The 25,516-nt window shown below is 67.9% G+C and carries 25 protein-coding genes; 13 read left to right on the forward strand and 12 right to left on the reverse strand.

Translation table 11 applies throughout. The annotated features are described in order from the left end of the window. Positions 1–8: 8 nt before the first annotated feature. The 3 genes from ACCD11_RS04365 to czcI all read right to left on the reverse strand — a co-directional run bounded on the left by ACCD11_RS04365 (position 9) and on the right by czcI (position 3,201). Entirely contained in the window at positions 9–1,373 is a 1,365-nt protein-coding gene (locus ACCD11_RS04365) for an efflux RND transporter periplasmic adaptor subunit (protein ID WP_413312584.1), read from the reverse strand. A 22-nt stretch (positions 1,374–1,395) separates the two neighbouring features. Further along, the gene (locus tag ACCD11_RS04370) at positions 1,396–2,733 is read right to left on the reverse strand and encodes a TolC family protein (RefSeq protein WP_413312585.1); all 1,338 of its coding nucleotides are present in this window, start codon (positions 2,731–2,733) and stop codon (positions 1,396–1,398) included. Positions 2,734–2,826: 93 nt separating this feature from the next. Beyond that, positions 2,827–3,201 (reverse strand): cation efflux protein, CzcI family, encoded by a 375-nt coding sequence (gene czcI, locus ACCD11_RS04375; protein WP_413312586.1) that lies wholly within the window; start codon positions 3,199–3,201, stop codon positions 2,827–2,829. A 159-nt stretch (positions 3,202–3,360) separates the two neighbouring features. On the opposite strand from czcI, the gene ACCD11_RS04380 reads away from it, so the two are divergent. Together ACCD11_RS04380 and ACCD11_RS04385 are read left to right on the forward strand one after the other, a co-directional pair. After that, the gene (locus ACCD11_RS04380; protein WP_413312587.1) at positions 3,361–4,038 is read left to right on the forward strand and encodes a heavy metal response regulator transcription factor; all 678 of its coding nucleotides are present in this window, start codon (positions 3,361–3,363) and stop codon (positions 4,036–4,038) included. Beyond that, complete coding sequence (locus ACCD11_RS04385) at positions 4,035–5,363, forward strand: heavy metal sensor histidine kinase (RefSeq protein WP_413312588.1); 1,329 nt, start codon at positions 4,035–4,037, stop codon at positions 5,361–5,363. The genes ACCD11_RS04380 and ACCD11_RS04385 overlap by 4 nt, the downstream gene beginning before the upstream one ends. Positions 5,364–5,370: 7 nt before the next feature. On the opposite strand, the gene ACCD11_RS04390 is transcribed toward ACCD11_RS04385, so the two are convergent. Together ACCD11_RS04390 and ACCD11_RS04395 are read right to left on the reverse strand one after the other, a co-directional pair. Then, positions 5,371–6,624, reverse strand: coding sequence for a cation:proton antiporter (locus ACCD11_RS04390; RefSeq protein WP_413312589.1), 1,254 nt, complete (start codon positions 6,622–6,624; stop codon positions 5,371–5,373). A 36-nt stretch (positions 6,625–6,660) separates the two neighbouring features. Further along, entirely contained in the window at positions 6,661–6,978 is a 318-nt protein-coding gene (locus ACCD11_RS04395) for a winged helix-turn-helix transcriptional regulator (RefSeq protein ID WP_413312590.1), read from the reverse strand. A 130-nt stretch (positions 6,979–7,108) separates the two neighbouring features. On the opposite strand from ACCD11_RS04395, the gene ACCD11_RS04400 reads away from it, so the two are divergent. Next, entirely contained in the window at positions 7,109–7,681 is a 573-nt protein-coding gene (locus ACCD11_RS04400) for a carboxymuconolactone decarboxylase family protein (RefSeq protein ID WP_413312591.1), read from the forward strand. Between the two features lie 21 nt (positions 7,682–7,702). Here ACCD11_RS04400 and ACCD11_RS04405 read toward each other — a convergent pair whose 3' ends face one another. Next, a complete protein-coding gene (locus ACCD11_RS04405; protein WP_413312592.1) occupies positions 7,703–9,988 on the reverse strand; it encodes a heavy metal translocating P-type ATPase in 2,286 nt (761 codons plus the stop codon). A gap of 70 nt (positions 9,989–10,058) precedes the next feature. Between ACCD11_RS04405 and cadR the strand changes: the two genes are divergently transcribed. Further along, positions 10,059–10,529, forward strand: coding sequence for a Cd(II)/Pb(II)-responsive transcriptional regulator (cadR, locus tag ACCD11_RS04410; RefSeq protein ID WP_007833725.1), 471 nt, complete (start codon positions 10,059–10,061; stop codon positions 10,527–10,529). A gap of 12 nt (positions 10,530–10,541) precedes the next feature. Here the strand turns inward: cadR and cysE are convergent, their stop codons facing one another. Both cysE and ACCD11_RS04420 read right to left on the reverse strand, forming a co-directional pair. Continuing rightward, the gene (gene cysE / locus ACCD11_RS04415; protein ID WP_007833726.1) at positions 10,542–11,312 is read right to left on the reverse strand and encodes a serine O-acetyltransferase; all 771 of its coding nucleotides are present in this window, start codon (positions 11,310–11,312) and stop codon (positions 10,542–10,544) included. 89 nt (positions 11,313–11,401) lie between these two features. Then, positions 11,402–12,142 carry an RNA methyltransferase gene (locus ACCD11_RS04420; protein ID WP_007833727.1) on the reverse strand — a complete coding sequence of 247 codons (741 nt, stop codon included), beginning with the start codon at positions 12,140–12,142 and terminating at the stop codon, positions 11,402–11,404. Positions 12,143–12,251: 109 nt separating this feature from the next. Between ACCD11_RS04420 and ACCD11_RS04425 the strand changes: the two genes are divergently transcribed. From ACCD11_RS04425 to ACCD11_RS04435, 3 genes are read left to right on the forward strand one after another with little or no spacing between them, the layout of a single operon-like run. Next, positions 12,252–13,307 carry an inositol monophosphatase family protein gene (locus ACCD11_RS04425; protein WP_056596436.1) on the forward strand — a complete coding sequence of 352 codons (1,056 nt, stop codon included), beginning with the start codon at positions 12,252–12,254 and terminating at the stop codon, positions 13,305–13,307. A gap of 2 nt (positions 13,308–13,309) precedes the next feature. Continuing rightward, positions 13,310–15,562 (forward strand): FUSC family membrane protein, encoded by a 2,253-nt coding sequence (locus tag ACCD11_RS04430; RefSeq protein ID WP_413312593.1) that lies wholly within the window; start codon positions 13,310–13,312, stop codon positions 15,560–15,562. Continuing rightward, positions 15,562–16,641, forward strand: coding sequence for a mechanosensitive ion channel family protein (locus tag ACCD11_RS04435; RefSeq protein ID WP_007833730.1), 1,080 nt, complete (start codon positions 15,562–15,564; stop codon positions 16,639–16,641). Before ACCD11_RS04430 ends, ACCD11_RS04435 begins: the two co-directional genes overlap by 1 nt. An 82-nt stretch (positions 16,642–16,723) precedes the next feature. Here the strand turns inward: ACCD11_RS04435 and ACCD11_RS04440 are convergent, their stop codons facing one another. Next, entirely contained in the window at positions 16,724–17,248 is a 525-nt protein-coding gene (locus tag ACCD11_RS04440) for a MarR family winged helix-turn-helix transcriptional regulator (RefSeq protein WP_413312594.1), read from the reverse strand. A gap of 105 nt (positions 17,249–17,353) precedes the next feature. Between ACCD11_RS04440 and ACCD11_RS04445 the strand changes: the two genes are divergently transcribed. From ACCD11_RS04445 to ACCD11_RS04455, 3 genes are read left to right on the forward strand one after another with little or no spacing between them, the layout of a single operon-like run. Then, a complete protein-coding gene (locus tag ACCD11_RS04445; protein ID WP_413312595.1) occupies positions 17,354–18,352 on the forward strand; it encodes a Bug family tripartite tricarboxylate transporter substrate binding protein in 999 nt (332 codons plus the stop codon). A gap of 39 nt (positions 18,353–18,391) precedes the next feature. Further along, entirely contained in the window at positions 18,392–19,384 is a 993-nt protein-coding gene (locus tag ACCD11_RS04450; protein WP_413312596.1) for a Bug family tripartite tricarboxylate transporter substrate binding protein, read from the forward strand. A 22-nt stretch (positions 19,385–19,406) separates the two neighbouring features. Further along, positions 19,407–20,723: a sulfatase gene (locus tag ACCD11_RS04455; protein WP_413312597.1), complete on the forward strand. Its 1,317-nt coding sequence runs from the start codon at positions 19,407–19,409 to the stop codon at positions 20,721–20,723. 306 nt (positions 20,724–21,029) lie between these two features. Here the strand turns inward: ACCD11_RS04455 and arr are convergent, their stop codons facing one another. From arr to ACCD11_RS04470, 3 genes are all read right to left on the reverse strand, one after another. Next, positions 21,030–21,425 (reverse strand): NAD(+)--rifampin ADP-ribosyltransferase, encoded by a 396-nt coding sequence (gene arr, locus ACCD11_RS04460; protein ID WP_007833735.1) that lies wholly within the window; start codon positions 21,423–21,425, stop codon positions 21,030–21,032. Between the two features lie 209 nt (positions 21,426–21,634). After that, on the reverse strand, positions 21,635–22,057 hold the full coding sequence (locus tag ACCD11_RS04465) for a hypothetical protein (RefSeq protein ID WP_413312598.1): 423 nt from the start codon (positions 22,055–22,057) through the stop codon (positions 21,635–21,637). Positions 22,058–22,108: 51 nt separating this feature from the next. Then, positions 22,109–23,035 (reverse strand): protein NO VEIN domain-containing protein, encoded by a 927-nt coding sequence (locus tag ACCD11_RS04470; protein WP_413312599.1) that lies wholly within the window; start codon positions 23,033–23,035, stop codon positions 22,109–22,111. Between the two features lie 94 nt (positions 23,036–23,129). Between ACCD11_RS04470 and ACCD11_RS04475 the strand changes: the two genes are divergently transcribed. Genes ACCD11_RS04475 through ACCD11_RS04485 form a run of 3 tightly spaced genes read left to right on the forward strand, consistent with a single transcriptional unit; the run spans position 23,130 to position 25,296 of the window. Continuing rightward, positions 23,130–23,690: a hypothetical protein gene (locus tag ACCD11_RS04475; RefSeq protein WP_413312600.1), complete on the forward strand. Its 561-nt coding sequence runs from the start codon at positions 23,130–23,132 to the stop codon at positions 23,688–23,690. Beyond that, a complete protein-coding gene (locus tag ACCD11_RS04480; RefSeq protein WP_413312601.1) occupies positions 23,687–24,874 on the forward strand; it encodes a PrsW family intramembrane metalloprotease in 1,188 nt (395 codons plus the stop codon). The genes ACCD11_RS04475 and ACCD11_RS04480 overlap by 4 nt, the downstream gene beginning before the upstream one ends. Further along, positions 24,871–25,296 (forward strand): DUF1801 domain-containing protein, encoded by a 426-nt coding sequence (locus tag ACCD11_RS04485; protein WP_007833747.1) that lies wholly within the window; start codon positions 24,871–24,873, stop codon positions 25,294–25,296. Before ACCD11_RS04480 ends, ACCD11_RS04485 begins: the two co-directional genes overlap by 4 nt. The last annotated feature ends 220 nt before the right edge of the window (positions 25,297–25,516 follow it).

The following is a 25,516-nucleotide window of genomic DNA, read 5'->3' on the forward strand; positions in this document are numbered from 1 at the left end:
AGGCGTCCTCAGTGGGTGTGCGTGGCCGAGTTCTTGCCCTGCTGCGACTTCACGACGAAGCTGCCGCTGGCGGCATGGGCCGCGCCGGGCTCCAGTCCGCTCACGATCTCGATACGTTTGCCGTCGCTGCGCCCGGTCTGCACGTGCTGCGGCACGAAGCCGCCGGGCACCCTGAGGAACACGGTCGGCTTGTCCTCCACCGTCTGCACCGCCTCGGCCGAGACGGTCACGGGCGCATCCATCTCGGAGGCCACGAGCTCGACGTTCACGAACAGGCCCGGGCGCCAGATGCGCTGCGGGTTGGTGAGCGTGACGCGCGCGGTGGCGGTGCGCGTCTGCGCGCCGATCAGCGAGCCCACGTACGACACCGTGCCACTGGCCGTCTGGTCGAACGAGGTCGAGCGGATGGTCACACGCTCGCCGATGCGTACGAGGTTGAGGTTGTTGGCGGCCACGCTGATCTCGGCCCACACGGTCGACAGGTCGGAGATGGTGAAAACGTTGACGGCTTCTCCCACCGACTCGCCGAGCGAGATGTGCTTCTCGACCACCATGCCGTCGAAGGGCGCGCGCAGCTCGTATCGGCCCAGCGCCGACGAGCCGGGCGTGGCGCCGAGCGCCAGCAGCTTCTGGTTGGCGTTGGCCACTGCGATCTGCGCCTCCTGCATCGCCTGCTGGGCTTGCAGGTAGTCCTGCTGCGCGGAGATCTTTTCTTCCCATAGCTTCTTCTCGCGCTCGTAGGTGGTGCGGGCCAGCTGCAGCCGGCGCTGCGCCGACTGCAGTTCGCTGCGCTGCTCCGAAAGCCCCGGGCTCGACAGCACCGCGAGCACCTGCCCACGCTTGACCTCCTGGCCAAGGTTGGCCGACACGCTGTCGACCACGCCCGCCACGCGCGGCACCACGTGGGCCGTGCGGTCCTCGTTGAACTTGATCTCGCCGGGCAGCTGCAGCGACGTCTTGATGCGCGCGGGGCCGGCGCTCTCGATGCTCACGTCGGCCGCCTTGATCTGCTCGTCCGTGAAGGCGATCTTCTCTTCGTCTTCCTTGTGGCCGGCGGGCTCGTGGCTGGCTTCCCGCTTGCCCTCTTCGTGGTGCTCCTTGTCGATATGGCCCGAGGCTTCGCCATGGCTGTGATCGTGGTCCTTGCCCTGCGCCCCGGCTTCCTTGTGGCCTTCTTGGCCTTCGTCTTCGTGATGCTCGCCGTCGCCGTGCCCCGTGGCCTCCGAATGGCCTGCCGCTTCGGGCTTGGCGGGTGCGGTGCGCAGAATCATCGCGCCAGCGCCAAGGCCCAGCACCACGACGACCGCGATGGCGATCCACTGCTTCCTGCCCCCTCTTTTTTCAGCGAAAGGTTTGCGTTCTTCGGTGTTCATGATCTTTGGAATTCCTTGCTTGTCAGCGCGCAATGGGCGCCGTCGCGGGAGAGAAATCGCTGGCTTCGTTGCCGAGCAGCCGGTCGAGGTCGCCGGCCGCGCGGTGCGCGTCGGCCAGTGCGAGCAGGTACTGCGCACGCACCTGGAACAGCGTGCGCTGCGCATCGAGCGCTTCAAGAAAGCTGAACTTGCCGAGCTCGAAGCCCTTGGCCGCGGCCTTGTAGGCGGCTTCGGCGCCAGGCAGCGCATCGCGTTGCAGCGTCTGCGCGGTGGCGCGCGCGGAGCGCAGCCGCTCCGAAGCCTGCGTAACGTCTGCGCCCAGCTGCAACTCGGCGGCGGCGAGGTCGTCGCGGGCCTTCTCTTCGCGGCTCAGGGCCTCGGCGACGTTGCCGCGGTTGGTGTCGAAGATCGGCAACGGAACCGACAGGCCCACGACCACCTGGTTGCGGCGGCTGCCACCGGTCTCGCCCTCGGAGGACGGCACGCGTTTGGCACCGAGCGACACAGTCAGGTCGGGAATGCGCCTGGCCCGCTCCAGTTCGGACAGCGCCTTGCGCCGCTCGACTTCGAGCCGCGCCTGCCGCACCGCGGGCGCGGCACCCAGGCGGCTTTCCACTTCCTGCGCCGGCACCATCGCCGGCAGTTGGTCGACCACGCCTTCCACCTGCGTGAAGCGCGGGCTCGGATTGCCCCACAGCGCGGCCAGCTGCCGGCGCGCCGAGCGCAGCGCGCCCTCTGCCTGCTGCAGCTCGACGCGGATGCCGGCCTCGGCCACGCGTGCCCTGCTTTCTTCCAGCGGCGAGACCTTGCCGGCTGCCACGCGGTTGGCCGCCGCGCGGGTGGCCGTCTGCGCGAGTCCCGCGGAATCCTGCGCGAGCCGCAGGCGCTCCTGCGAGGTCAGCACGTCGAAGAAGGCGGTGACCGTCGCCGCGCGGATCTCGGCGCGGCGGCCGGCCAGCGCAGAGACGGCCTGGTCTCTCGCGCGCTCGGCCGCCGTCACGCGGGCGGCGCGCTTGCCGCCCAGTTCGAGCGGCTGGCTCAGCTGCAGCGTGGTGGTGCGGTTGTCGCGGCGCAGGTCTTCCACCTGCGCATCGAGCGTGGGGTTGGGCCAGGCGCCGGCCTGGACGATGGCGGCCTCGGTGGTGTCCTGCTCGCGGGATGCCGCGGACAGGCCGGGGTTGGCCTGCAACGCCATCGCGACGGCATTGCCCAGCGTCAGCGGGCCTGAGGGCTCCAGCGTGCGGGCCGCCGCGCCGGATGGCTGTAAATACGGGGAGCCGGCAGCGGTCGGTGTGACCTGTGAAAAAGCCGGGGGCGCCGCCATGGCCAATGCGGCCAGCGGCACGATGAGCGTGCGCATCGAATTCTCCTGGGTTGCGAAACAACGGACGGACGAATTCGGCGAGAGCTCAGCTGATGGTGGAAATCAGAAAAGAGGTGTTCTCTCGCCGAATCAAAGGGCGAGAGACCAGTCGGGACGGACTGGAACATCGGAAATGTGCGAGGCGAAGCGCTCGGCGGACGTCGCGCGCAGGGCCGGAGCCACGCGCGCCGCGGCCTTCACCGGCTCCGCCGAAGCTTCCGCATGCTGCACGCTGCCGGAATGGCAGACCGCGCAGTCGCCGACCACGGCATTCGGCTGGGTGCTGGAGTTCTTCTGCGCGCCCTCCCCGCTGTGGCTGCGGTCGGTGCCGCGGGTTTCGCTTTCGTGATGGCCCCAGTGCTCGGGCTGCGTGTCGCGCTCATGCTGGCAGTACGCCGATGCCGACGCCCAGCTGAACTGGAACGGCAACAGGACGAGCAGGAAGATGAGAAGCCAGCGGCGCATGGGAGCAAAAAGTATATCGGCGGCGCGCGGCAGGCTCGGGCAAAGGCCTTGCGGCCTGCGGGCCCGGCGCAATGTATGGCACCGGGTGAAGGCTTCGTCCGTCAATAGGATTACCAAATCGTAATCCTCGTATCAAAAGCGCTTCGATATCATGCGTGAATGCGGATCCTTGTCATAGAAGACGAACCCAAACTTGGCGACTACCTGAAAAAGGGGCTCGAGGAGAACGGCTACGTCGTGGATATCGCTCGCGACGGCATCGAGGGGAGGTACCTCGCCACCGAGGGCGACTACGCCCTCGTCCTGCTCGACGTGATGCTGCCCGGCATCGACGGCTTTGCCGTGCTGCAGGCCATCCGCCGCACGAAGAACGTGCCCGTGCTGGTGCTGACGGCGCGCGACAAGGTCGAGGACCGCGTGCAGGGGCTGCAGCAGGGCGCGGACGACTACCTCGTCAAGCCCTTCTCCTTCTCCGAACTGCTGGCGCGCGTGCAGGCGCTGATGCGACGCGGCAAGCAGCAGGAATCCACCGTGCTGCGGCTGGCCGATCTGGAGGTCGATCTCGTCAGCCGCAAGTGCATGCGCAACCGCATACGGCTCGACCTCACGGCCAAGGAGTTCACGCTGCTGCTGGTGCTGCTGCGCCGGCGCGGTCAGATCCTGTCGCGCACCACGCTCGCCGAGCAGGTGTGGGACATGAACTTCGACAGCGACACCAACGTGGTGGAAGTGGCCATCCGGCGCCTGCGCAGCAAGCTCGACGATCCGTTCGAGGTGAAGCTGCTGCACACCGTGCGCGGCATGGGCTACGTCCTCGAAGACCGCTCCTGGTCTTGACCGCCCGGCCGCACTCACTCCAGAGCCGGTTGTCGCTCTGGTTCGCCGCGCAGACCCTGTTCGGGCTCAGCGTGATCTGCTTCGCCATCTACCTCGTCACGGCCTGGAGCTTCGGGCAGAAACAGGAAGAGGAGCTCAACCAGAAGGCAGTGCTGGTGGAGCACCTGCTCAAGGAGGCCGACAAAGGCGGCGACCTCGTCTTCCTGCGGCACAAGCTCGACGACTTCTTCTCGATGCAGGACGACGTGAGCCTGTCGATCTCGCATGCGGGCAAGCAGCTTTTCCAGTCCAGTCCCACAGCCGGCAGCCGCTGGATGCGGCGCGACCTCTTGGTGCCCTGGCAGCAGAGTGGCCTGACGACGCAGTTGCAGGTTCAGCTCGGCGTGAACACGGTGCAGGAAGACCGCCTGCTGGAGCGACTCGGATGGACACTGCTGGGCGCCGTCGTGCTGGGCACGGCGCTGGTCTCGCTCACGGGCATGTGGCTGGTGCGGCGCGGCCTGCGCCCGCTCAAGGCGCTGGCCGAACGCACCGCTGCAATGGCGCCCGACAAGGCCAACCGCCCCATCGATGCGATGGACTTCGCCGAAGAACTGCGCCCCTGGATCACCCAGTTCAACGCGCTGCTGCTGCGGGTGCAGCGCGCCTATGTGCAGCTCGAATCATTCAACGCCGATGTGGCGCACGAGTTGCGCACGCCGCTGGCCAACCTGATCGGCGCCACCGAACTCGCGCTCACGCGTCCGCGCGGCAACGAGGAGCTGCAGGCCGTGCTCGCGTCCAACCTCGAAGAGATCGGGCGGCTCTCGGGCATCGTCACCGACATGCTGTTTCTCTCGCAGGCCGAAAGCGGCACGCCGATGCGCACACGGGCGGCGGCCAGCCTGGCGGCGCAGGCGGGCGACGTGATCGACTTCTACGACGCCATGCTGGAAGAAGCCGGCCTGCGCGCCGAGGTGAAGGGCGACGCCATGGCCGACGTGGACGCCGCGCTGGTCCGGCGCGCCCTCTTCAACCTGCTGGGCAATGCGATCCGTTTCGCGGCGCCTGCCTCGACGATCCGCCTCGAGATCGGGAGCGAGAAGAACCACAGCGAGTTCACCTTGGCGGTGGTCAATCGGGGCGAGCCGATCGACCCCGCCGCGTTGCCTCGCCTGTTCGATCGCTTCTATCGCGCGGCACCGGCCCGTGACGGCTCGCCTCGGCACCACGGCCTGGGCCTGTCCATCGTGGAAGCCATCGCGCGCATGCACGGCGGGCGCGTGTTCGCGGCGAGCCAGGGCGGCGAGACGCGCATCGGCTTCACAGTGCGCCGCGACGGCTGAACCGCCGTCAGGACTTGGCGTGAGCGCCGTCCGACGCGACTGCTGCCTTGCGGCCGATGAACAGGTTGATCAGCGGCCCCGTCATTGCCGTGGTCACGAGCGCCATCACCAGCAGCATCGTGAACAGCTCGGGGCCGATCAGCCCGGCATCGAGGCCGATCTTCATCACGATGAGTTCCATCAGACCGCGCGCATTCATCAGCGAGCCCGTGGCCAGGCTGTCGCGCCAGCCATAGCCCGCCATGCGTGCGCCGGCCGCGCCGCCTGCGATCTTGCCCACGGTGGCCACGCCCACGATCAGCAGCATTGCGCCAAGGCTCGCGCCCGAGAAGGCATTGGCCGTGGTGCCCAGTCCCGCCAGCGCGAAGAACAGCGGCATCAGCACGACGATGGAAATCGGCTCGATGCGCTCGGTGAGCGACTTCAGCAGCCGGTCGTCGCGCGGCAGGCAGGCGCCGAACAGGAAGGCGCCGAACACCGCATGCAGGTGCAGCCACTCGGTGACCAGCGCCGTCGCCAGCAGGCCGATCATCAGCGCCGCCATCACCGTGGTCGAAGGCTCGCCCTCGGGCGCCTTGGCGCGCAGCAGCCGCGCGAAGGCCGGCTTGAGCCCGAAGAACAGCGCCAGCAGCAACACCGCCATGCCCAGCGTGGTCTTGAGCAGGCCCCGGTAGCCCTCGCCCGCGCCGACCAGCGCGACCACGACGGCCAACAGGATCCAGGCGAACACGTCGACCACGGCCGCGGCACCCAGCGACAGCTGGCCGAAGGGCGTGCGCGTCATGCCGCGGTCTTTCAGGATGCGCGCCATCACGGGAAAGGCGGTGATCGACAGCGCCGCCGCGATGAACAGCGCGAACGGCCAGAACGCGACCCCGGCCGGCGCGAGCGTCGGATGCAGCGCCGGCGCGATCGCCAGGCCCAGCGCCATCGGCACGGCCACGCTCAGCACGCCCACGTAGCCCGCCGAGCGAAGCTGCTCACGCACGCCCTGCGACGCCCGCAGCTCCAGGCCGACCACGAACATGAACAGCACCAGCCCCAGCGTCGACAGCGACGAAAGCCCCTGCAGCGACTCCTTGGAGAACAGCTGCGCATGCAGCGAGGGAAACAGCGCCCCCATCACGACCGGCCCGAGCATCAGCCCCGCCGCCATCTCGCCGACAACGCCCGGCTGGCCCACGTGGCGAAGAATCCATCCGCACAGGCGCGCAGTGATCAGGATGACGATGAGTTGCAGCAGGAGCGAAGTGACAGACATCGGGGGACGGGAGTACGGAAGGCAATGCGGCGGATGTTAGTTCGAAGCCGTGTCGTCGAGCCAGCGGTTGGCCCATTGGTTCAGCGGCGCGAGGCGCTTGACGAGTTCGCCGCCCGACTCGGTGAGCGCATAGCCCGCATCGGCAAGCTCGACCACGCCGACAGCGCGCAGCTCCTTGAGCCGGTCGTTCAGCACCGAGGGCGACATGTCGTCCGTGCTGGTGCGCAACGCCCTGAAGCTCTGCGGCAGCCCGTCGCGCAGCTCCCACAGGATGCGCAACGTGCCCTTGCGGCCGAGCTGCTCCAGCAGCCGCATGATGGGCCGGCGCGATGCCGCGGGTTGTGCGTCTTCCATGCCGGGTCCTTCGGTTGATCGGTCGTTCGGCGAGTGTACGCGCTTGCGCTACGCATTTCGTAGCGATAGACTGCGGCGAATCGCTACGCTTTTCGTAGCGATTTCCATCATTGCATTGAAGGAACCGTCCATGGCCGGCACAGCCGCGAACCCCACGCCGAGGATTCCCCCGCTCGAAGCGCCCTATCCCGAATCCATCGGCGAACTGCTCCGGCGCATGACGCCGCCGCAGGCGCCCGAAATCCTCGCCCTGTTCCGCGTGATGGCCGTGAACCCTGCGCTGGCCGAACGCACGCTCGACCTGGGCCGCTACCTGCTGGGCCGCAAGGCGGCCATCGGCCTGCGCGAACGCGAGATCGTCATCCTGCGGGTCTGTGTCCGCTGCGGTGCCGAATACGAATGGGGCGTGCACTGGGCCGGTTTCGCCGACGCGGCCGGCTTCAGCGAAACCGACCGGCGCGTGATGGCATCGGCCGATGGCGATCTTTCATTGCTCGCGCCGCGCGACCGGCTTCTGGTGTCGATGGTCGATCAGTTGCACGACACGAGCAATGTGGACGATGCACTGTGGGAGGCCCTGGGCGCGCACTGGAGCCATGCGCAGCTGATCGAGCTGATGATGCTCGCGGGTTGGTATCACTCCGTGAGCTATGTGTGCAATGCGGCGCGGGTGCCGCTGGAGGCGTGGGCTGCACGCTGGTGAAGTGAAGCCGTGGCTTCTACTCTACCTTTGCGCGCGCATCAGACGCAGCCCGTTCGCCACCACCAGCAGGCTCGCCCCCATGTCGGCAAACACCGCCATCCACATGGTCGCGCTGCCGAACACCGCGAGCACGAAGAACACGGCCTTGATGCCCAGCGCCAGCGTGATGTTCTGCCACAGTACCGAATGCGCCCGGCGCGACAGGCGGATGGTCTCGGGGATGCGGCGCAGGTCGTCGTTCATGATGACCACGTCGGCCGCCTCCATCGCGGTGTCGGTGCCGGCCCCGCCCATCGCGAAGCCGATGTCGGCCTGTGCGAGCGCGGGGGCGTCGTTGATGCCGTCGCCGGTCATCGCGGCGGCGCCGTAGCGCTGCTGCATGGCCTTGACGGCGTCGAGCTTCTCCTCGGGCAGCAGGTTGCCGCGCACGTCGTCGATGCCGGCGTGGGCGCCGATGGCCTTCGCGGTGGCGGCGTTGTCGCCGGTGAGCATCACGGGCACGACGCCGAGCGCACGCAGTTCCGCCACCGCGGCCTGCGACGATTCCTTGATGGTGTCGGCCACGGCGAACAGCGCGAGCACGGCCTTGTCCGATGCCAGCAGCGTGACGGTGCGGCCCGCCTCTTCATGGCGCTTCAGTTCGGCTTCGAGCGACGGCGTGCACAGGCCTCGCTCCTCGATCAGGCGGTGGTTGCCGAGCACGTAGGCCTGCCCCGCGTGCGTGGCCTGCACGCCGCGGCCGGGCAGCGCGGCGAAGTCGCCGACTTCGCCTTGCGGCCCCTTCAGGCCTTCGGCGATGGCCTTCGACACCGGGTGGTCCGAACGGCCCGCGATGCTGGCAGCAATGGTGAACACCGCGGCCTCGTTGCCCGAGGTGTCGACCAGCACCGAGTCGACCAGCTTCGGCTTGCCTTCGGTGACGGTGCCGGTCTTGTCGAGCGCAACCGCCTTGAGCCTGCGCGCCTCTTCGAGGTACGTGCCGCCCTTGATGAGAATGCCGCGCCGCGCGGCCGCGGCCAGCGCGCTCACCACGGTGACGGGCGTCGAGATCACCAGCGCGCACGGGCAGGCGATGACCAGCAGCACCAGCGCCTTGTAGATGGCCTGCAGCCACGTCCAGTCCATGAACAGCGGCGTGAGCACCGCCACGGCCAGCGCCAGCACGAAGACGGTGGGCGTATAGATGGCGGCGAACCTGTCGACGAAGCGCTGCGTCGGCGCGCGCGAACCCTGCGCCTCCTCGACCGCGTGGATGATGCGCGCCAAGGTGGTGTTGGCCGCCACCGCCGTCACGCGGAACTCCAGCCCGGCGGTCTGGTTGATGGTGCCCGCGAACACCTGGTCGCCGACGGTCTTGTCGACCGGAATGCTCTCGCCCGTGACCGGCGCCTGGTCGATGGCGCTGGTGCCTTCGGTGACGACACCGTCCAGCGGCACGCGCTCGCCGGGGCGGATGCGCGCAATGGCATCCAGCACCACCTCGCTGGCCATCACGGTGCGCCAGCTGCCGTCGGACTGCTTCACCTCGGCCTGCTCGGGCGCGAGCGCCAGCAGGCTCTGGATGGCATTGCGCGCACGGTCCACGGCGCGCGCTTCGATCAGTTCCGCGATGGCATAGAGCGCCATCACCATCGCGGCTTCGGGCCACTGGCCGATGATGAAAGCACCGGTGACGGCCACGGCCATCAGCGCGTTGATGTTCAGGCGCCCGCGCACCAATGCGGCAAAGCCCTTCTTGTAGGTGTCGAGACCGGCGAGGCCGATCGCGCCCAGCGCCAGCACCATCTCGGCCGCCATGAAGCCCTTGCTCTCGAACCCCATGAAGGAGATCGATTCGGCCGCGATGGCCAGCAGCAGTGCAGCCACCAGGCGTGCAAGCCCGATGCTCATGCCGGCGATCTTCGCGGGCGCGGCTGCCGCGGCACCCTCTGCGTTCAGCGGCTCGGGCTTGAAGCCGGCCCTGCGGATCGCGGCGAGCGCCTGGGGCAGCACGCCGTCGTCGGTGGTGATGGCCATGGTGCGTTCGCCAAGCCGGAAGCGCAGGCCCTTGACCCCCGCGACCGGCTCGAGCGCACGGCGGATCTCGGATTCCTCGACGGCGCAATCCATCGTGGGAATGCGAAAGAGCAAGGCGCCCTTGGGAATATCGGCCGCGTCGATGGCGGGCGACGAGCCGCAGACCGGATCGCCGCAGCAGGATGTTGCGGCAGGGGAATGCGCATGCCCGGGCGCGTGGTCGTGACCATGATCGTGGTCGTGCGGATGAAGGGCCGGCGTCACCGGCTTCAGGGCGTTCTGATTCGTCATGGCATCGATTGGAAACCCTGAAGCAGGTGTAGAGTCAAACGCTCATTCCCACTCGTTCATTTGCCGCATCATGAAAATCGGGGAACTGGCCAAGGTCGCGAACACGCCGGTCGAAACCATCCGGTACTACGAGCGCGAGCAACTGCTGCCCGAGCCCGCGCGCACCGATGGCAACTACCGCATCTACGACGAAGACCATGCCCAGCGCCTGGGCTTCATCCGCCGCTGCCGCTCGCTCGACATGACGCTCGACGAGATCCGCAGCCTGCTGAAATTCCGCGACGCGCCACAGGACGACTGCGGCGAGGTCAACCAGTTGCTGGACGACCACATCGGCCACGTGGCCACGCGCATCGCCGAACTCAAGATGCTGGAGAAGCAACTGAAGGCGCTGCGCCAACAATGCTGCGGCCCCGAATCGGCCAACGCCTGCGGCATCCTGCAGGAACTGGACACCGCCTCCCTCGCTCCCGAGACCTTCGGCCAGCACGCAGGCCATGTGCACGGGGCGCTGCACGCGCCGGCCAAGCGGGGCGGCTGATCGGGCTTCTTCTTACTTGCCCACCAGCTGCGTGAGCTTGTCCGCCTCGAAGTTCTCGTCGCGCGCCGCATCGCCCGGCACGCAATCCTTGGTGCCCGGCTGCGCCGACAGCTTCTCGATGGCCTGCCACAGCAGCGCGATCTGGTGCTCCTGGCTCGATGCGCTGTCGATCAGCCCGCGCAGCGCCTGGCTCAGCGGGTCGTCTTCCTGCGTGATGCCGTAGGCGGAGAACTTCTGCGGCGCGGCCACATCGGCGCTTTCGCCGGTCTTCGACGGAATGATGCGTGCGGGAATGCCCACCGCGGTCGCCCCCGCCGGCACCGGCTTGATGACCACCGCGTTGCTGCCGATCTTGGCGCCATCGCCCACGACGAAGCCGCCCAGCACCTTGGCCCCCGCGCTCACCACCACATCACGCCCCAGCGTCGGGTGCCGCTTGGCGCCCTTGTAGAGCGAGGTGCCGCCCAGCGTCACGCCCTGGTAGATGGTGCAGCCGTCGCCGATCTCGGCCGTCTCGCCGACCACCACGCCCATGGCGTGGTCGAAGAACACGCGCTCACCGAGCTTGGCGGCCGGATGGATCTCGATGCCGGTGAGCCAGCGCGCCCAGTGCGCGATGAAGCGCGCGGGCCACTTGAAGCCATGCGTCCAACAGGCGTGCGCCCAGCGATGCAGCACCACGGCATGGAAGCCGGGGTAGACCGTGATCACTTCCCATGCGCTGCGGGCGGCCGGGTCGCGTTCGAGGATGCACCGGATGTCGGCGCGCAGTCGAGTAAACATCGCTGCCTTCTGTCTGTTGTCGTTATATCGATAGGGGCGAAGCAGTCTAAGGCCGGGGGTCTTCGCGTAGGGCCGAAGGGGTTTTTTATTCAGGAGCTTTTGCCGGCCTTGGGTGCCTTGGCGGCGTCGGCCATGGCCTTGGCGATGCCACGCAGGATGTGGATTTCCTCCGGCGTAGGCTGGGCGCGGTTGAAAAGCTGCTGCAGCCGCGGCATCAGCTTCTTGGGCGCTTCGGGATCGAGGAAACCGATCTCCACGAGCGAGCGCTCCCAGTGGTCGAGCATGCCGGCCACCGCCTGCGCATCGGCCGCCTGCACGGGGTTGATGGCTTCGCGCACCTCGTAGCCACCGAGCGCGAGCCGCCACTCGTAGGCCACCACCTGGATCGCCGCGCCCAGGTTGAGCGAGCCGAACTTCGGATCGGTCGGGATGCTCAGGGCCACGTTGCAGCGGTAGACGTCCTCGTTGCGCATGCCGAATCGCTCGGAGCCGAACAGGAAGGCCACGTGCTGGTCGCCCTGTTTGGCCAGGGGTTCCAGGTGCTCCCGGGGCGTGCGCGTGGGCGGGCCGAAGTCGCGCGGGATCATGGCCGTGGCGCACAGGTGGGTGACGCCGTCAAGGGCTTCGTCCAGCGTTTCTACGATGCGGGCGTTGGTCAGCACGTCGAGCGCGCCGCTCGCGCGCTGGATGGTTTCCTCGCGCCGCAGCACGTTGGCCCAGCGCGGCGCCACCAGTACGAGGTCGGAAAAACCCATGGTTTTCATGGCGCGGGCGGCGGCGCCCACGTTGCCGGCGTGGCTGGTCTGGATCAGGATGAAACGGGTGCGCATGGCGGATTTGGAGACACGAAACGGCGGAGCCGGTAAAATCCCCCGATTCTCGCTGCCCGCATCGCCGGGCCGCCTCCGGGGGCCTCCCCACCGTTCTTCCCACAATCCAATGTCGTCCCCCAACCTGCATCCCATGCTCAACGTGGCCGTCAAGGCCGCACGCGCCGCCGGCGCGATCATCAACCGCGCCGCCCTCGACGTCGAGGCCGTTCGCATCTCCCAGAAGCAGGTCAACGACTTCGTCACCGAAGTCGATCACGCCAGCGAAAAAGCGATCATCGAGACGCTGCTTGGCGCGTACCCGGGGCACGGCATCCTGGCCGAAGAATCGGGCACCGAACACGGCGCCAAGGACTCCGACTACGTCTGGATCATCGATCCGCTCGACGGCACCACCAATTTCATCCACGGCTTCCCGGTGTACTGCGTGTCCATCGCGCTGTCGGTGCGCGGCAAGATCGAGCAGGCCGTGGTGTACGACCCCACCCGCAACGACCTGTTCACCGCCACCAAGGGCCGCGGCGCCTACATGAACGAGCGCCGCATCCGCGTCTCCAAGCGCACCCGCCTCAACGAGTGCCTGATCTCCACCGGCTTCCCGTTCCGCACCGGCGACAACTTCAAGCAGTACCTGGCCATCATGGCGGACATGATGCCCCGCGCGGCCGGCCTGCGCCGCCCCGGCGCCGCCGCACTCGACCTCGCCTACGTGGCGGCCGGCTTCACCGACGCCTTCTTCGAGACCGGCCTGAATCCCTGGGACGTGGCCGCGGGTTCGCTGCTGGTGACCGAGGCCGGCGGCCTGATCGGCAACTTCACGGGCGAGCCCGAGTTCCTCGAACAGCGCGAATGCCTGGCCGGCGCCCCGCGCATCTACGGCCAGCTGGTGCCGCTGCTCGCCAAGTATTCGAAGTTTGCCAACGTGGACGACAAGCTGCGCGCCAGCGACCGCGTGCGCGCCGTGTCCGCCTCGACCAAGTCGAATGCCGCCGACGCCTCGGTCGACCTGTACGCCCGCAGCACCGTGGTCGACTTCGCGGATGAAGCTGCCGAAGGCGCCGCCCCGGCACCCGCCGCCGCACCCGCCCCCCGAAAGCTCACGCGCATCCGCCGCGACGCACCCGCCGCCGGTGGCCCCTCCGAGGGCGACACGCCCGCCAAGTGACGATGCTGGGGCCCCACGCCGCGCCCCGCGTTCGTGCCGCTCTGCGCATCGCGCTGAGCCACTACGTCGCGAGCGGGCTCACCGTTGCGCTGGGCCTGCTGTTCATCTCGGGCGGCATCCACCTCTGGCTCGGCACCATTGCGGCCTCTGCGGCCGCCACCGGCGTGATCGTCACCGCGCCGCCCGACTTGCCCGGCCCACGCCGCGGCAAGTTCCTGCAGATGCTGCCGGCGCCGCTCATCGGGCTGCCGCTCTTCTTCGCGGTGCAGATGCTGCACAGTGCCCCCATCCGGCTCGGGCTGGTGCTGGTGCCCGCCACCTTCGTCGCCTTCCTGGCCATGGCCTGGGGCAAGCGCGGCATTCCGATCGCCATCGCGGTGATGTTCTCGATGGTGTTCTCCATGGCCACGCCGCCGCCCGCCGGCATGGCCGACGCCATCGAGCGCACCTGGCACTTCGGACTGGGCGCGGGCCTTTACGTGATCTGGGCCACGCTGGCCAACCTCGCGCTCAACGGGCGCTTTCGCACCCAGTCGGTGGCCGACGTGCTGTATTCGCTGGCCGCGCTGATGCGAACCGAGGCCAGCCAGTTCCTGCCGCAGGACGAGACCCGCGACGTGCGCGACACTCCCGCGCCCTTGCTGGGCCAACTGCTGCGCGAGCAGGCCGCGCTGGCCGACCAGTTGCAGGCCACGCGCGACATCGTGCTCGAATCGCCGCGCACTCCGCGCCGCCAGCGCCTGGCCGCCATGCTGGTGATCGTGCTCGAGATGCGCGACCAGCTGCTGGCCAGCGAGCTCGACCTCGACACCCTGCGCGCCCACCCCGCGCACGCCGAGGCGCTGATCGAGATGCGCCGCGTGCTCGAAGAGCTCGCCGACGAGACCATCGCGCTGGCCGACGCCCTCATGATGGGCCGCCACCCCGAGGCCATAGCCGACCGCCGCCCACGCCTGGCGGCCATCCACGTCTCGGCCGACGACAGCGCCGACATGCACGGCGGCAGCGGCGGCCACATCGGCCCCACGGCCGCCATGCTCGCGCGCGGGCTGGCCAGCCGCATCGGCCACATCAACGACGAGGTGCTGCGCCTGTCGGCCATGGCGCGCGGCGACGCCGAGCCCAACCTCGCCGTGGTGCGCGCCAACTGGCAGCTCTTCGTGAGCCCTACCGACTGGTCGCTGCGCCCCTTCTTCACACTGTGGAGCTGGGACCAGCCGCCGCTGCGCCACGCCATCCGCGCCGCGCTGGCCATCGCAGCCGGCTACGCCATCGCGGTGTCGATGCCCTGGGGCTCGCACGACTACTGGATCCTGCTGACCATCGTGGTCGTGCTGCGCGGCAGCCTGTCGCAGACGCTGGAGCGCCGCAACGCGCGCGTGGCTGGCACGCTGCTGGGCTGCGTGCTCGCGGTGGGGCTGCTGTCGGCGCACCCGTCGGCGCTGATGCTGCTGGTCATCGTCACGGTGGCGCAGGCCATCGCGCACAGCTTCGCAGTGCGGCGCTACCTCATTACCGCCGTGGCCGCCACCGTGCTCGGCCTGGTGCAGGCCCACATGCTGAACGTGGGCATCGCGCCCATCTTCGCGCTCTTCGAGCGCATCGCCGACACGCTCATCGGCGCCGCGCTGGCCTGGGGCTTCTGCTACGTGCTGCCCTCGTGGGAGCGCACGCAGATTCCGGCGCTGGTGTCGCGCGTGCTCAGCGCGCAGGCGCGGCATGCACGGCTCGCGCTCGGCCTGGGTCAGCTCAAGGCCATCGACAGCAGCCCCGAGCTCGAATGGCGGCTCGCGCGCCGCGAGGCCTACGACAGCCTCTCGGCGCTGGTGCAGGCCACGCAGCGCTCGCTCTCGGAGCCGCGCGCGGTGCAGCCGCCGCTGGAGCCGCTCGAGCACCTGCAGGCACACAGCTACCAGCTGCTTGCGCAGTTGAGCGCCGTGAAGTCGATGCTGGTGCTGCGGCGTGACCGCCTCACGCCCGCAGAGGTCGAAGGCCCGATCAGCCGCACCGCGCAGCGCATCGAAGCGGCCATCGGAACCATCCCTACCACCGGCCCCTCTCAACCCGAGAGCGCCGGCTCGACCACCGTGGGTGGCCCGATCCCCCTGCCCGACCCGTTCGACAACGACATCAGCCCCTGGCTGCTGCGCCGGCTCGACCTCGCCACGGCACTCGCCACGCAGCTGCGCGACGACGCGGCGCGCATTCTTCAACCCCTGAACGAGACAACAGCAGCCACGACGACCACCGCCTGATGACCAAAGAGATACTTGCCCACCCCTGGTTCGGCACATGGATTGCCATCCTCGTCGCCATCCCGCTCGCTCTTCTGGTTCACCGCATCGGCGGCCTTGTCCTGAAGCGCATCACCCGCCCCGTACCCACGGTGCACGCGATGGTGATCAACTGCAACGCGCCAGCACGGCTCGTGCTGCCGCTGGTGGCGCTGCTGCTCATCTTCCAGGCGGCGCCTGACGACCTTCGCTTCATCGGCAACGTTCGCCACCTCAACGGACTGCTGCTCATCGCCGCCGCCACCTGGCTCACGGTGAAGGCCATCAGCGGCTTCGCCGAAGGCGTGCTCGCCCAGAACCCTTCCGACATCGACGACAACCTGCAGGCGCGCCGTGTGCTCACGCAGACGCGCGTGCTGGCGCGCACCGCCATGACGGTGGTGCTGGTGGCCGGCGGCGCGATGATGCTCATGACCTTTCCGGGTGCGCGCCAGGTGGGCGCGAGCCTGCTGGCTTCGGCCGGCGTGATCGGCATCGTGGCCGGCCTTGCGGCCAAGCCGGTGTTCAGCAACCTCATTGCGGGCCTGCAGATCGCGCTGGCGCAGCCGATCCGCATCGACGACGTGCTCGTGGTCGAGGGCGAATGGGGCCGCGTCGAGGAGATCACGGGCACCTTCGTCGTCCTCAAGATCTGGGACGAGCGCCGGCTGATCCTGCCACTCACCTACTTCATCGAGAAGCCGTTCCAGAACTGGACGCGGCACTCGGCGCAGCTGCTGGGCGCCGTGTTCATCTACGTCGACTACGGCATGCCGCTCGCGCCGCTGCGCGCGGAGGTCGAGCGCATCGTGAAGGCCGCACCCGAATGGGACGGCCGCTTCTTCAACCTGCGAGTGACCGATGCGACCGAGCGCACCATGCAGATCCGCGTGCTGTGCACCGCGGCAACGTCGGGCCTTGCGTTCGACCTGCGCTGCAGCGTGCGCGAAGGGCTGATCGACTTCATGCAGCGCGAGCACCCGCAGTTCCTGCCGAAGATGCGCATCGCGAGCGACGGCGACCAGGAATACGGACAACAGCAGCAACGAGCCGTGGCCTGATACGGCGTTGAGGCGCTCGCCGATGAAGGCGGCGCCGCAGCGCACCGCCTGGCAAGCAACCAGGTGCGCTACCGCGGCATCGTCAAGGCGACCGTGATGAAGGTGGCCTGATGCCGCCCGCCCCGCGGCGGCCTCGGTCCGCCTTGGGCAGCACGGCCACTGCCACCATGCGCTCGGCCTGCGCCTGCAGGAGGTGCAGGATTTGGTCCAGGCGCGCCGCGTCTTCGCCGCTCAGGGCGCTTATCAGCTCGGCATTGATCCTGGTGACCAGCGGAAAAAGCTCCGCGTACAGCGCGTGCCCCGCCTCGGTCAGGTCCAGCAGCACCTGCCGCCGGTCGCCCACGCGGGCCACGCGCGAGACCAGCTGTTTTTCGACCAGCGAACCAACGGCCTTGGAGGTGCGGGCGCGATCGAGCTGGGCATGCTCGGCCAGCTGGGAGGAGCCCAGTTCGCCGCGGCGCGCGAGCACCACGATCATCCGCCATTCGCGCCGCGTGATGCCGAAGCGGCCCTCGCACAGCCGGATCACCATGCCACCCGCCACGCCGACCACCCGCGACAGCCGGTACAGCAGCAGGTCGTCGAGCGAACGGTGCTGCGTGGTCATTGGGGGTTAGTCCGGGGGTTGGTTGATTAGATCAATCGACTGTAGCGTCTCTACAGTCTTCGGGATCGAACTCCAACCCCGAGAAAACCCCGGAGACGCCGCCCCATGCCCACGCCCCTTTCTTCGTTCGACCGCCGCCACGCACTCGCCGCCCTGGGCGGGTTTGCCCTTGCGCCGCTCGCCCTCGATGCGCGGGCCCAGGCCTTCAGGCCCGGCCAGCCCATCAAGGTGCTGATCGGCGTGCCCGCCGGCGGCACGCAGGACGTGCTGACCCGCGCCATCGCGCAGCAGGTGCGCGAGGCGCTGGGCCCGCTCATCGTCGACAACCGCGCGGGCGCGGCGGGCCGCATTGCGGCGGAAACCGTCAAGACGGCCACCCCCGACGGCCACACGCTGCTGCTGGGAACGGCCAGCATGATGACCATGTACCCGAGCGCCTACCGCAGCCTCTCGTACGACCCGTTCAAGGATTTCGTGCCGATCATCAACGCGGCGCGCTTCGAGCTGGCGCTGACCGTGCACAAGGACGTGCCTGCCAACACGCTGGCCGAGTTCATCGCCTGGGCCAAGGCGCAGGGCGACAAGCTGAGCTTCGGCTCCTACGGCTCGGGCACGCCTTCGCACTTTCTAGGCGAGATGCTCAACCGCACGGCCGGGCTGAAGATGGTGCACGTGCCCTACCGCGGCTCCACCCCCGCGCGGCAGGACGTGATGGGCGGCACCATACCCGTGTACTTCGACACCGTCGGCGGCGCGCAGCAGATGATGCCCACGGGCCGCGTGAAGGTGCTGGCCACCAGCGGCGAGAAGCGCTCGCCGCTCATGCCCAACCTGCCATGCTTCGTCGAAGCCGGCTACAAGGACGTGGTGGCCACCGCCTGGTTCGCCTACTACGCACCGCTCAAGACACCACAAGCCACCGTCGACAAGCTGCGCGCGGAATTCGTCCGCGCCGTCAACTCGCGCGAGGTGCGCCAACAGTTGCTGCAGAACGGCATGTACCCGGTCGGCGACGGCAGCGACGCCTTGCTGAAGACCATGCGCGAGGACACCGCGCGCTGGGCGGGCATCATGAAAGCCGTGAATTTCCAGGCCAACGACTGAACAACCAAACGAACGACCGAAACGAGGAGGAACCCCGATATGCCGAATACGCCCCCCATCACCCGCCGCCTGGCCACGCTGCTTGCCGCAGCCGGCTTCATGGCATCCATCGCCGCCACGGCACCCGCGGCGAGCGCGCAGACGTTCGACACCCCGCTGCGCATCGTCGTCGGCTACGCCCCCGGCGGCGCCACCGACCGCGTGGCGCGCATCGTGGGCGACAAGCTTTCCTCGCGCCTGGGCGTGCCCGTGGTGGTCGACAACAAGCCCGGTGCGGGCGGCCGCCTCGCGGCGCAGCAGGTGAAGACCACCCCGGCCAGCCAGAACGTGCTGATGCTCGCCAACCCCGCCGTGATGGTGGTGGCGCCGCTGGTCTTCAAGGACAACAACTACGACCCCGAGCGCGACTTCGTGCCCGTGTCTTACGTCAACGACTACAACTTCGCGCTGGCGGTGTCCCCCACCCTGCCCGTGCGCGAGCTCAACCATCTGCTCGCCTGGATGCGCGCCAACCCCAACCAGGCCAACGTCGGCGTGCCGGCCACCGGCAGCCTGCCGCACTTCTTCGGCCTCATGGTGGGCGAGAAGGCCAAGGTGCAGACCCAGGTGATCGGCTACCGCGGCTCCGCGCCGCTGCTGAACGACCTGATCGGCGGGCAGGTGCCCATTGCCGTCGACACCGAAGACGTGGTGATCCCGCAGCACGCGGCCGGCAAGCTGCGCATCCTCGCGCTGTCGGGCGCCAAGCGCTCGCCCTTTGCGCCGAACGTGCCTACCTTCAAGGAAGCAGGCCTCGACCTGTCCGCCACCGGCTGGAACACCTTCTTCGCGCCGGCCAGCATGCCCAAGGACAAGGTCGAGCGCCTGTCCAACATCATTCGCGAAGTGATGCAGGACCCGGACACGCAGCGCAAGTTCAAGGACTCCGGCATGACCCCGGTAGTGAGCACGCAGGCGCAGACCGCCGCGATGCTGAAGTCCTACCGCGCGCAGTGGGCCCCGGTGGTGCAGAAGTCGGGCTACCAGCCCTGAGCTCCGACGACGCCAAAGAGACATGAACAGACCCAACATCATCTTCATCGTTGCCGACGACCTCGGCTACGCAGACCTCGGCTGCTACGGCGGCCGCGACGCCGTGTTCGGCCCCGTGTCGCCCGTGCTCGACGGGCTGGCCGCCAACGGCCTGAAGCTCACGCAGGGCTACGCCAACTCGCCCGTGTGCTCGCCTACCCGCTTCGGCATGATCACCGGGCGCTACCAGTACCGCCTGCGCGGCGCCGCCGAAGAGCCCATCAACAGCAGGAGCCGCGGCAGCGCCACGCTTGGCCTGCCGACCGACCATCCCACGCTGCCTTCATTGCTGAAGGCCAGCGGCTACAGCACGGCGCTCATCGGCAAATGGCACCTGGGTTACCCGCCCAGCTTCGGGCCGCTGCGCTCGGGATACGACGAATTCTTCGGTCCGATGTCGGGCGGGGTCGACTACTTCACCCACTGCGACTCCACCGGACGGCACGACCTGTGGTTCGGCGAGGAAGACAAGGTCGAAGAGGGCTACCTCACCGACATCCTCTCGAAGCGCGCGGTCGAGTACGTGGAGCGCATGGCGAAGCAGGAAGCGCCCTTTTTCCTGAGCCTGCACTACACCGCCCCGCACTGGCCATGGGAAACGCGCGACGACGCGGCCAAAGCACCCGCCGTGAAGGACAACCTGTTCGACCTGGCCGGCGGCAACATCCACGTGTATCGCCGCATGATCCATCACATGGACGAAGGCATCGGCTGGATCATGGCCGCGCTGCAGAAGCACGGCATGGCCGACAACACGCTGGTGGTGTTCACCAGCGACAACGGCGGCGAGCGCTTCTCGGACAACTGGCCGCTGGTGGGCGGCAAGATGGATTTGACCGAAGGCGGCATCCGCGTGCCATGGATCGCGCACTGGCCTGCGGTGATTGGCAAGGGCAGCGAGAGCACGCAGCTGTGCATGACCATGGACTGGTCGGCCACCATGCTCGACGCGGCCGGCGTGGCGGCGCATGCGGACTATCCGCTGGATGGCGTCTCGCTGATGCCCGTGCTGAAGGATGCGAAGCAAAGCTTCCGCAGGCCGTTGCACTGGCGCATGAACCACCGCGGGCAGGAAGCCATGCGCGATGGGGACTGGAAGTACCTGAAGGTGGACGGGAACGAGTACCTGTTCAACATTCCCGGGGATGAGCGCGAGCGGGCGAATCTGGCGAAGAAGGAGCCGGAAAGGCTGGCTGCGATGCGGGCGGATTGGCAGGCTTGGAATGCGACGATGCCGGCGATTCCGGAGGATGCGACTGTGAGCCTGGGGTATTCGATCAAGGACATGCCGCAGAGGTGATGAACGGCGGGAAGGACCGCTGCCGTGGGAAACGCGCGCATGCGAATTCCTGCGCCACAGGGATCACTGGCTTGAATCGGCAAATGTGATGGGGCTGTCTTTTCCGGAACTGCGGTGAGCGGGTGGTGCGGCCGCTCGCCGTCGGCGAATGACTGTTCGAGCTGCGCGGACCATCCGTGGTGCACTCCTAAAGTCTGGTTGTGGCCGACGCTCGAATCCATCATCCAACGCCGGGCATCGCGCTGGGCGATCTCCGCGACCCAGTCCATTTCCGATCGCTACCCAGCGCGGCATGGCAGGCGGGATTCAGTTAATGATCTCCCCCATGCCCACGCGTACGCGCTCCCTGAGCTGCAGGATGTACTCCGCGTCAAAGAGCTCCCAGGTCGCCAGTTCGCCCACGATCCGAAGCGGCTCCCGGCTGCGGTACGAGCGTGTGGGATTGCCCGGAAACTTCTTGTCGGTGACGTTGGGGTCATCCTCGAAGGCACCCGTGGGTTCGACGATGTAGACGCGGCGACGGCCCTCGCCCTTCGCCATTTCGGCGGCCAGCCCGGCGCCCTTTGGCCAGGCGGTGAAGTAGATGTGGTTCATGACGACGCGGCCGTCGTAGTTCGAGCGGAAGCCTGCGGTGAGCAGGTCGCCCACCTGGAGGTCCGCCCGCGTACCGTGGAAGTAAGGGCCGGCGCCGAAGACAGCCATCGCGGGTCGCTCCTCTGCAGAACAGAAAGCCGCGGAGTCTACTCGGGTCGATTTCCACGCGAGCACCCGCCCCCGCCCTCTGTACCAGGCCGGCTTCGCTTTCGGCTTGCGCGCACTGCGACCCGAGGCGCGGGTTCTGTGCGCCGGCACCTTGGGCGAGGCATTGGCAGTCGCCGAGGCGCAGCAGACAGTCGGGCTTCCGGCTCGAACTATCGGCCCAGCGAAATGAGGCTCCACACGATGGCCACGAGCTGGGCGATGTTGATCAGGATCGCAATGACGTGGGTTCGGCGAAATCCCGGAATGGCGTCCATGTAGTTCGCCTGGATCTGCGCCCCGAGCGAGTCCATCCTGGGGATGATCTTCCTGCGCAGGGCGACGGCAATCAGCGCCAAAACCACGGCACCCGCGGCGAGCCCCGCGCGCCCTGCAAGTGCAAAGCTGATGGCTGTTGCAGTCGCGGTAATGAACGCGGCGTTGTAGTAGATGTTGAAGAAGCCGCGCACAAAGCGGGCGTCGAGCGGTGTGTCGTGCTTCAGGACCAGAAGCGGGATCGAACCCATGATGAAGTAGGCCGTCGTGACGAGGAGCGCGACCGTAAAGCCCAGGGCGGCGAACATTGCAACAGGCATCTGGATTCCTCCATGCGGTGGGCCTGAGATGCGCCGGCCCCGGCGCGCTGCTTACGACGGGTCGTGGCCCGGGGCCGAGCTAATCTCGGTGGGCTTGTAGATCTTGTGCTGCGCGGTCGGGCTGCCCGCGTCGGTCACCACCAGCAGACGCCAGAGCGGTTCGCGCACGGAGCATGCGCTTTCTTCTTCGCTGAGCTTGAAGCTCGGCACGCCCGGCGCGGTGCCCTTGACCACGACGCGCAGCAGCGTCTGGCCCTTGGCGTTCGACACTTCGAGGTCGTAGCCGATGTTCTTGTCGGCGAGGTTCTCGGCCTTGTAGCCGTAGCCGGTGAAATGCTTGATGACGTACGCGATGGCGGCGGCCCGCACTTCTTCGGGCGACGCCTTGCTTGCGGCGCCATCGGCTGCACCGGCGGCTGCGGCCAGCTGCTGCGGCACGTTGCTGCGCGCCCTGGCGGTTTGCACTTCGGCCTCGGTCGGCACCCAGCCGCGCGGGCCGCGAACCAGCACAGCCAGCTTCTGCTCGGGCTCCCAGCTGGCGACGTGCCATTCGTCGTCGTCGCGCACGCGGGTGGACACCTTGGCGTCCTTGTTGCTTTCCACTTCGACGATGGCGAGGCGGTTGGTCTGCACCACGGCACGAAAGCCCTGGCCGGCGTCGAAGGTGCGCTTGAGCAAGGCCAGGCGGTCTTTGCCGCGCTGGACTTGTTGCGCGTTGCGCTCGCCGCCGCCCGCGCGGTGGTGGATGTCGAGCGACTCCAGGCAGAACCAGCGCCCGCCGGCCCCCACGTTCACCCATTCGGCCCAGATGGTGGCGATGACGTTGTCGCCGGTTGCGAGCCAGGCGTGGTCGAACGGCTTTTCGCGCGCGTCGAACACGCCCATCTTGGCAACGATTTCGACCGGCGTGAGCCGTGGTCCGGACAGTCGCTTTTCATTGATGACTGCGAGTACCTGGGGGTCGACTTCGTTTTCCATTCGGCGGGCTTCTGGGAGTTTTTAGGGGCTGGCAGTATGCCGCATCGGTTGCGGGGGCCGCCAGGCGCATGCGATCGTATGGCACGATCAAAGGATGCATGAGCCGTCACGCCGCATACCGTATCGCACCTGGCCGGGCGCGCTGGCGGTGCTCCTCGCCATTGCCGCCTATGTGGGCGGTCTCACCTTCTGGAACCGTCACACGCCGGGCAACCGGCCGTTGCCCGCGGGACAGACGGTGGACGCCGGCCAGGCCAGGTTCGTCCCCGCCGAGGGATGGGAGATGGACGTTTCCCGCTCGAAGGCAGGCCAGTCGCTGATGCTTTTCAAGGGCAGCCACAAGTTCCTGGTAACGACGCAGCCCTGGGCCGGCGGGCCGGATGGCTCGCTGGTGCGGCAGCAGCGGCTGATGGAGCGCGGCCAGCGCCTGCGCATCGATGGCGACGTGTCCGACTTCGTCACGTCGTGGGGGCTGCAGGGCAAGACCTTCGCCTACTACGGCTCCAAGCTGGCGGGCCGGTTCTGGCAGGTGGTCGACCTGCAGCGCAAATCGCTCGTGCAGATCGACTTCTACGGCGCCAACGAAGGCATGGACGACGCGCTGACCGAAGCCCGCGGCATGCTGGACTCGATGGACCTGGAGGCCACGCAGTGAGGCCGCCCGTCTTCGACCAGGACCGGGCCCAGTGGCCGGTCGGCACCGACTCGTTCTTCCAGCCAGGGCGCGCCGCTTTCTGGCTGCTGGCGGCGCTGATCGTCAACGGGCTGTTCTACACGGTCCAGATGTTCTCGATGGGGTTTCGCGTGGTGCCCATCACCGCATTCCTGGGGCTGCTGGTGTGGGGGGCCTACACGCTGCTTTTCGTGCTGGCCTTTCGCACGCTGGACCTGCTCGAGCAGCACCCGCCGGAGGCCTACGTGCTGGCCTTCGCATGGGGCGGCATGGGCGCGGTGTATTTCGCGGCGCCGGCCAACATCGCCATCCAAAGTCTGTGCGCCAAGCTGGTGTCGCCGGAGTTCGTCGCGGTGTGGGGGCCGGCTGTTGCGGGGCCGGTCACGGAAGAGTTCCTGAAGCTTGCCGGGGTCGTCCTCCTGGTGCTGGTGGCGCGCAACCAGTTCCAGACCTACCTGTCGGTGCTGATCGTCGGCGCGATGGCGGGGCTGGGCTTTCAGGTGGTCGAGAACCTGAGCTACACGGTCAACGCCTCCATGCACTTTCCGCTGGAGAACCAGGTGTATCCGGTGCTGCTCAACCTGCTGACGCGCGGGCTGCTGAGCGGGCTGTGGAGCCACGCGGCCTACACGGCGATCGCGTCTTTCGGCGTGGCGTGGTTCCTGCTGCATCCGCATCGGCCGATGGCGGTGCGCATCGCATGCGCGCTGCTGTGCTTCATGCTCGCATGGGCGATGCATTTCATCTGGAACTCGCCTTTCCTCGAAGATCTCTTCGATGGCGGGTACGGTGAAATGGCCATCATGCTGGTGATCAAGGGGCTCCCCGCGATCATCGTGGCGGGACTCTTCTGGCAGGTTGCCGCGCGCGAGAACGGCACGTACCTGCATGCACTGGCAGCCTGGTTCGTGCCGGAGCGCGAGCTGATCCGCGACGACGAATGGGTGCGGCTGGGCGCGCCCATGCAGCGGTACAAGGTCCGCAGGGAAACGGGCTGGACCTACGGCTGGCGCGCAAGGCGCCTGAAGACACGGCTGCAGCGTGAGCAGTTGCGGCTGATTCGCAAGGCCGCGACCTACGGGCGCGGCGCGCAGACGCTGCGGCACGAAGTGGCGGTAAAACGCCTCCGCGCCGAACTGGATCCACTCATCGAGGTACGAACATGAAGCAGTCGGACACGAAAGCAGACCAGGGCCAGCCGGCCTCGGAACTCATCTCCGAAAAAATCGCCGGACTCGGCGACTGGCGCGGCGCAACACTCGCCAGGATGCGCAAGCTCATCACCGAGGCAGACCCGCAGGTGATCGAGGAGTGGAAGTGGATGGGCACGCCGGTCTGGTCGCACGACGGCATCATCTGCACGGGCGAGTCGTACAAGAGCGTGGTGAAGCTGACCTTCGCCAAGGGTGCGTCGCTGAAGGACCCGGCCCGACTCTTCAATTCGAGCCTCGACGGCAACGTGCGCCGCGCCATCGACATCCATGAAGGTGAAGAGCCGGACGCAGCCGCGTTCAAGGCGCTGGTTCTCGAAGCGGTCGCGCTCAATGGGGCGGGCAAGGCGAAGTCTTCGAAGAAAGCGAAGTCCTGAGTCTTCCGGCGCGACGTCCCTGACCGGCTTTCCACGGTCTGGGTGGGTGGCTCGCGATCACGCCGCCGCCAGTGTCGGCTCGCCCCGCGACGGCCGCATTTCAGGTGCGCGGCGCGCCAAAAAGTCAGGTGGCAGTCAGCCCTCCTGCACGCCGTTCGTTTCGGCTTTTCCTGTGCTTCTTTCGACGTGGTCAGGTCGCGGGGCCTCGCTAATTCGCTGC

It is taken from the genome of Variovorax sp. Varisp36 (genome assembly GCF_047304235.1).
GTDB lineage: Bacteria > Pseudomonadota > Gammaproteobacteria > Burkholderiales > Burkholderiaceae_C > Variovorax.

Excerpts from the sequence above, each read along its gene's own strand:
- ACCD11_RS04485 (WP_007833747.1), top strand. The coding sequence starts at position 24,871 with ATGAAGCAGTCGGACACGAAAGCAGACCAGGGCCAGCCGGCCTCGGAA.
- arr (WP_007833735.1), bottom strand. The coding sequence starts at position 21,425 with ATGGCTGTCTTCGGCGCCGGCCCTTACTTCCACGGTACGCGGGCGGAC.
- ACCD11_RS04450 (WP_413312596.1), top strand. The coding sequence starts at position 18,392 with ATGCCGAATACGCCCCCCATCACCCGCCGCCTGGCCACGCTGCTTGCC.
- ACCD11_RS04435 (WP_007833730.1), top strand. The coding sequence starts at position 15,562 with ATGACCAAAGAGATACTTGCCCACCCCTGGTTCGGCACATGGATTGCC.
- ACCD11_RS04395 (WP_413312590.1), bottom strand. The coding sequence starts at position 6,978 with ATGGAAGACGCACAACCCGCGGCATCGCGCCGGCCCATCATGCGGCTG.
- cysE (WP_007833726.1), bottom strand. The coding sequence starts at position 11,312 with ATGTTTACTCGACTGCGCGCCGACATCCGGTGCATCCTCGAACGCGAC.
- ACCD11_RS04400 (WP_413312591.1), top strand. The coding sequence starts at position 7,109 with ATGGCCGGCACAGCCGCGAACCCCACGCCGAGGATTCCCCCGCTCGAA.
- ACCD11_RS04390 (WP_413312589.1), bottom strand. The coding sequence starts at position 6,624 with ATGTCTGTCACTTCGCTCCTGCTGCAACTCATCGTCATCCTGATCACT.
- ACCD11_RS04470 (WP_413312599.1), bottom strand. The coding sequence starts at position 23,035 with ATGGAAAACGAAGTCGACCCCCAGGTACTCGCAGTCATCAATGAAAAG.
- ACCD11_RS04365 (WP_413312584.1), bottom strand. The coding sequence starts at position 1,373 with ATGAACACCGAAGAACGCAAACCTTTCGCTGAAAAAAGAGGGGGCAGG.
- cadR (WP_007833725.1), top strand. The coding sequence starts at position 10,059 with ATGAAAATCGGGGAACTGGCCAAGGTCGCGAACACGCCGGTCGAAACC.
- ACCD11_RS04370 (WP_413312585.1), bottom strand. The coding sequence starts at position 2,733 with ATGCGCACGCTCATCGTGCCGCTGGCCGCATTGGCCATGGCGGCGCCC.
- ACCD11_RS04425 (WP_056596436.1), top strand. The coding sequence starts at position 12,252 with ATGTCGTCCCCCAACCTGCATCCCATGCTCAACGTGGCCGTCAAGGCC.
- ACCD11_RS04445 (WP_413312595.1), top strand. The coding sequence starts at position 17,354 with ATGCCCACGCCCCTTTCTTCGTTCGACCGCCGCCACGCACTCGCCGCC.
- ACCD11_RS04455 (WP_413312597.1), top strand. The coding sequence starts at position 19,407 with ATGAACAGACCCAACATCATCTTCATCGTTGCCGACGACCTCGGCTAC.
- czcI (WP_413312586.1), bottom strand. The coding sequence starts at position 3,201 with ATGCGCCGCTGGCTTCTCATCTTCCTGCTCGTCCTGTTGCCGTTCCAG.
- ACCD11_RS04405 (WP_413312592.1), bottom strand. The coding sequence starts at position 9,988 with ATGACGAATCAGAACGCCCTGAAGCCGGTGACGCCGGCCCTTCATCCG.
- ACCD11_RS04380 (WP_413312587.1), top strand. The coding sequence starts at position 3,361 with ATGCGGATCCTTGTCATAGAAGACGAACCCAAACTTGGCGACTACCTG.
- ACCD11_RS04440 (WP_413312594.1), bottom strand. The coding sequence starts at position 17,248 with ATGACCACGCAGCACCGTTCGCTCGACGACCTGCTGCTGTACCGGCTG.
- ACCD11_RS04420 (WP_007833727.1), bottom strand. The coding sequence starts at position 12,142 with ATGCGCACCCGTTTCATCCTGATCCAGACCAGCCACGCCGGCAACGTG.
- ACCD11_RS04430 (WP_413312593.1), top strand. The coding sequence starts at position 13,310 with ATGCTGGGGCCCCACGCCGCGCCCCGCGTTCGTGCCGCTCTGCGCATC.
- ACCD11_RS04475 (WP_413312600.1), top strand. The coding sequence starts at position 23,130 with ATGCATGAGCCGTCACGCCGCATACCGTATCGCACCTGGCCGGGCGCG.
- ACCD11_RS04465 (WP_413312598.1), bottom strand. The coding sequence starts at position 22,057 with ATGCCTGTTGCAATGTTCGCCGCCCTGGGCTTTACGGTCGCGCTCCTC.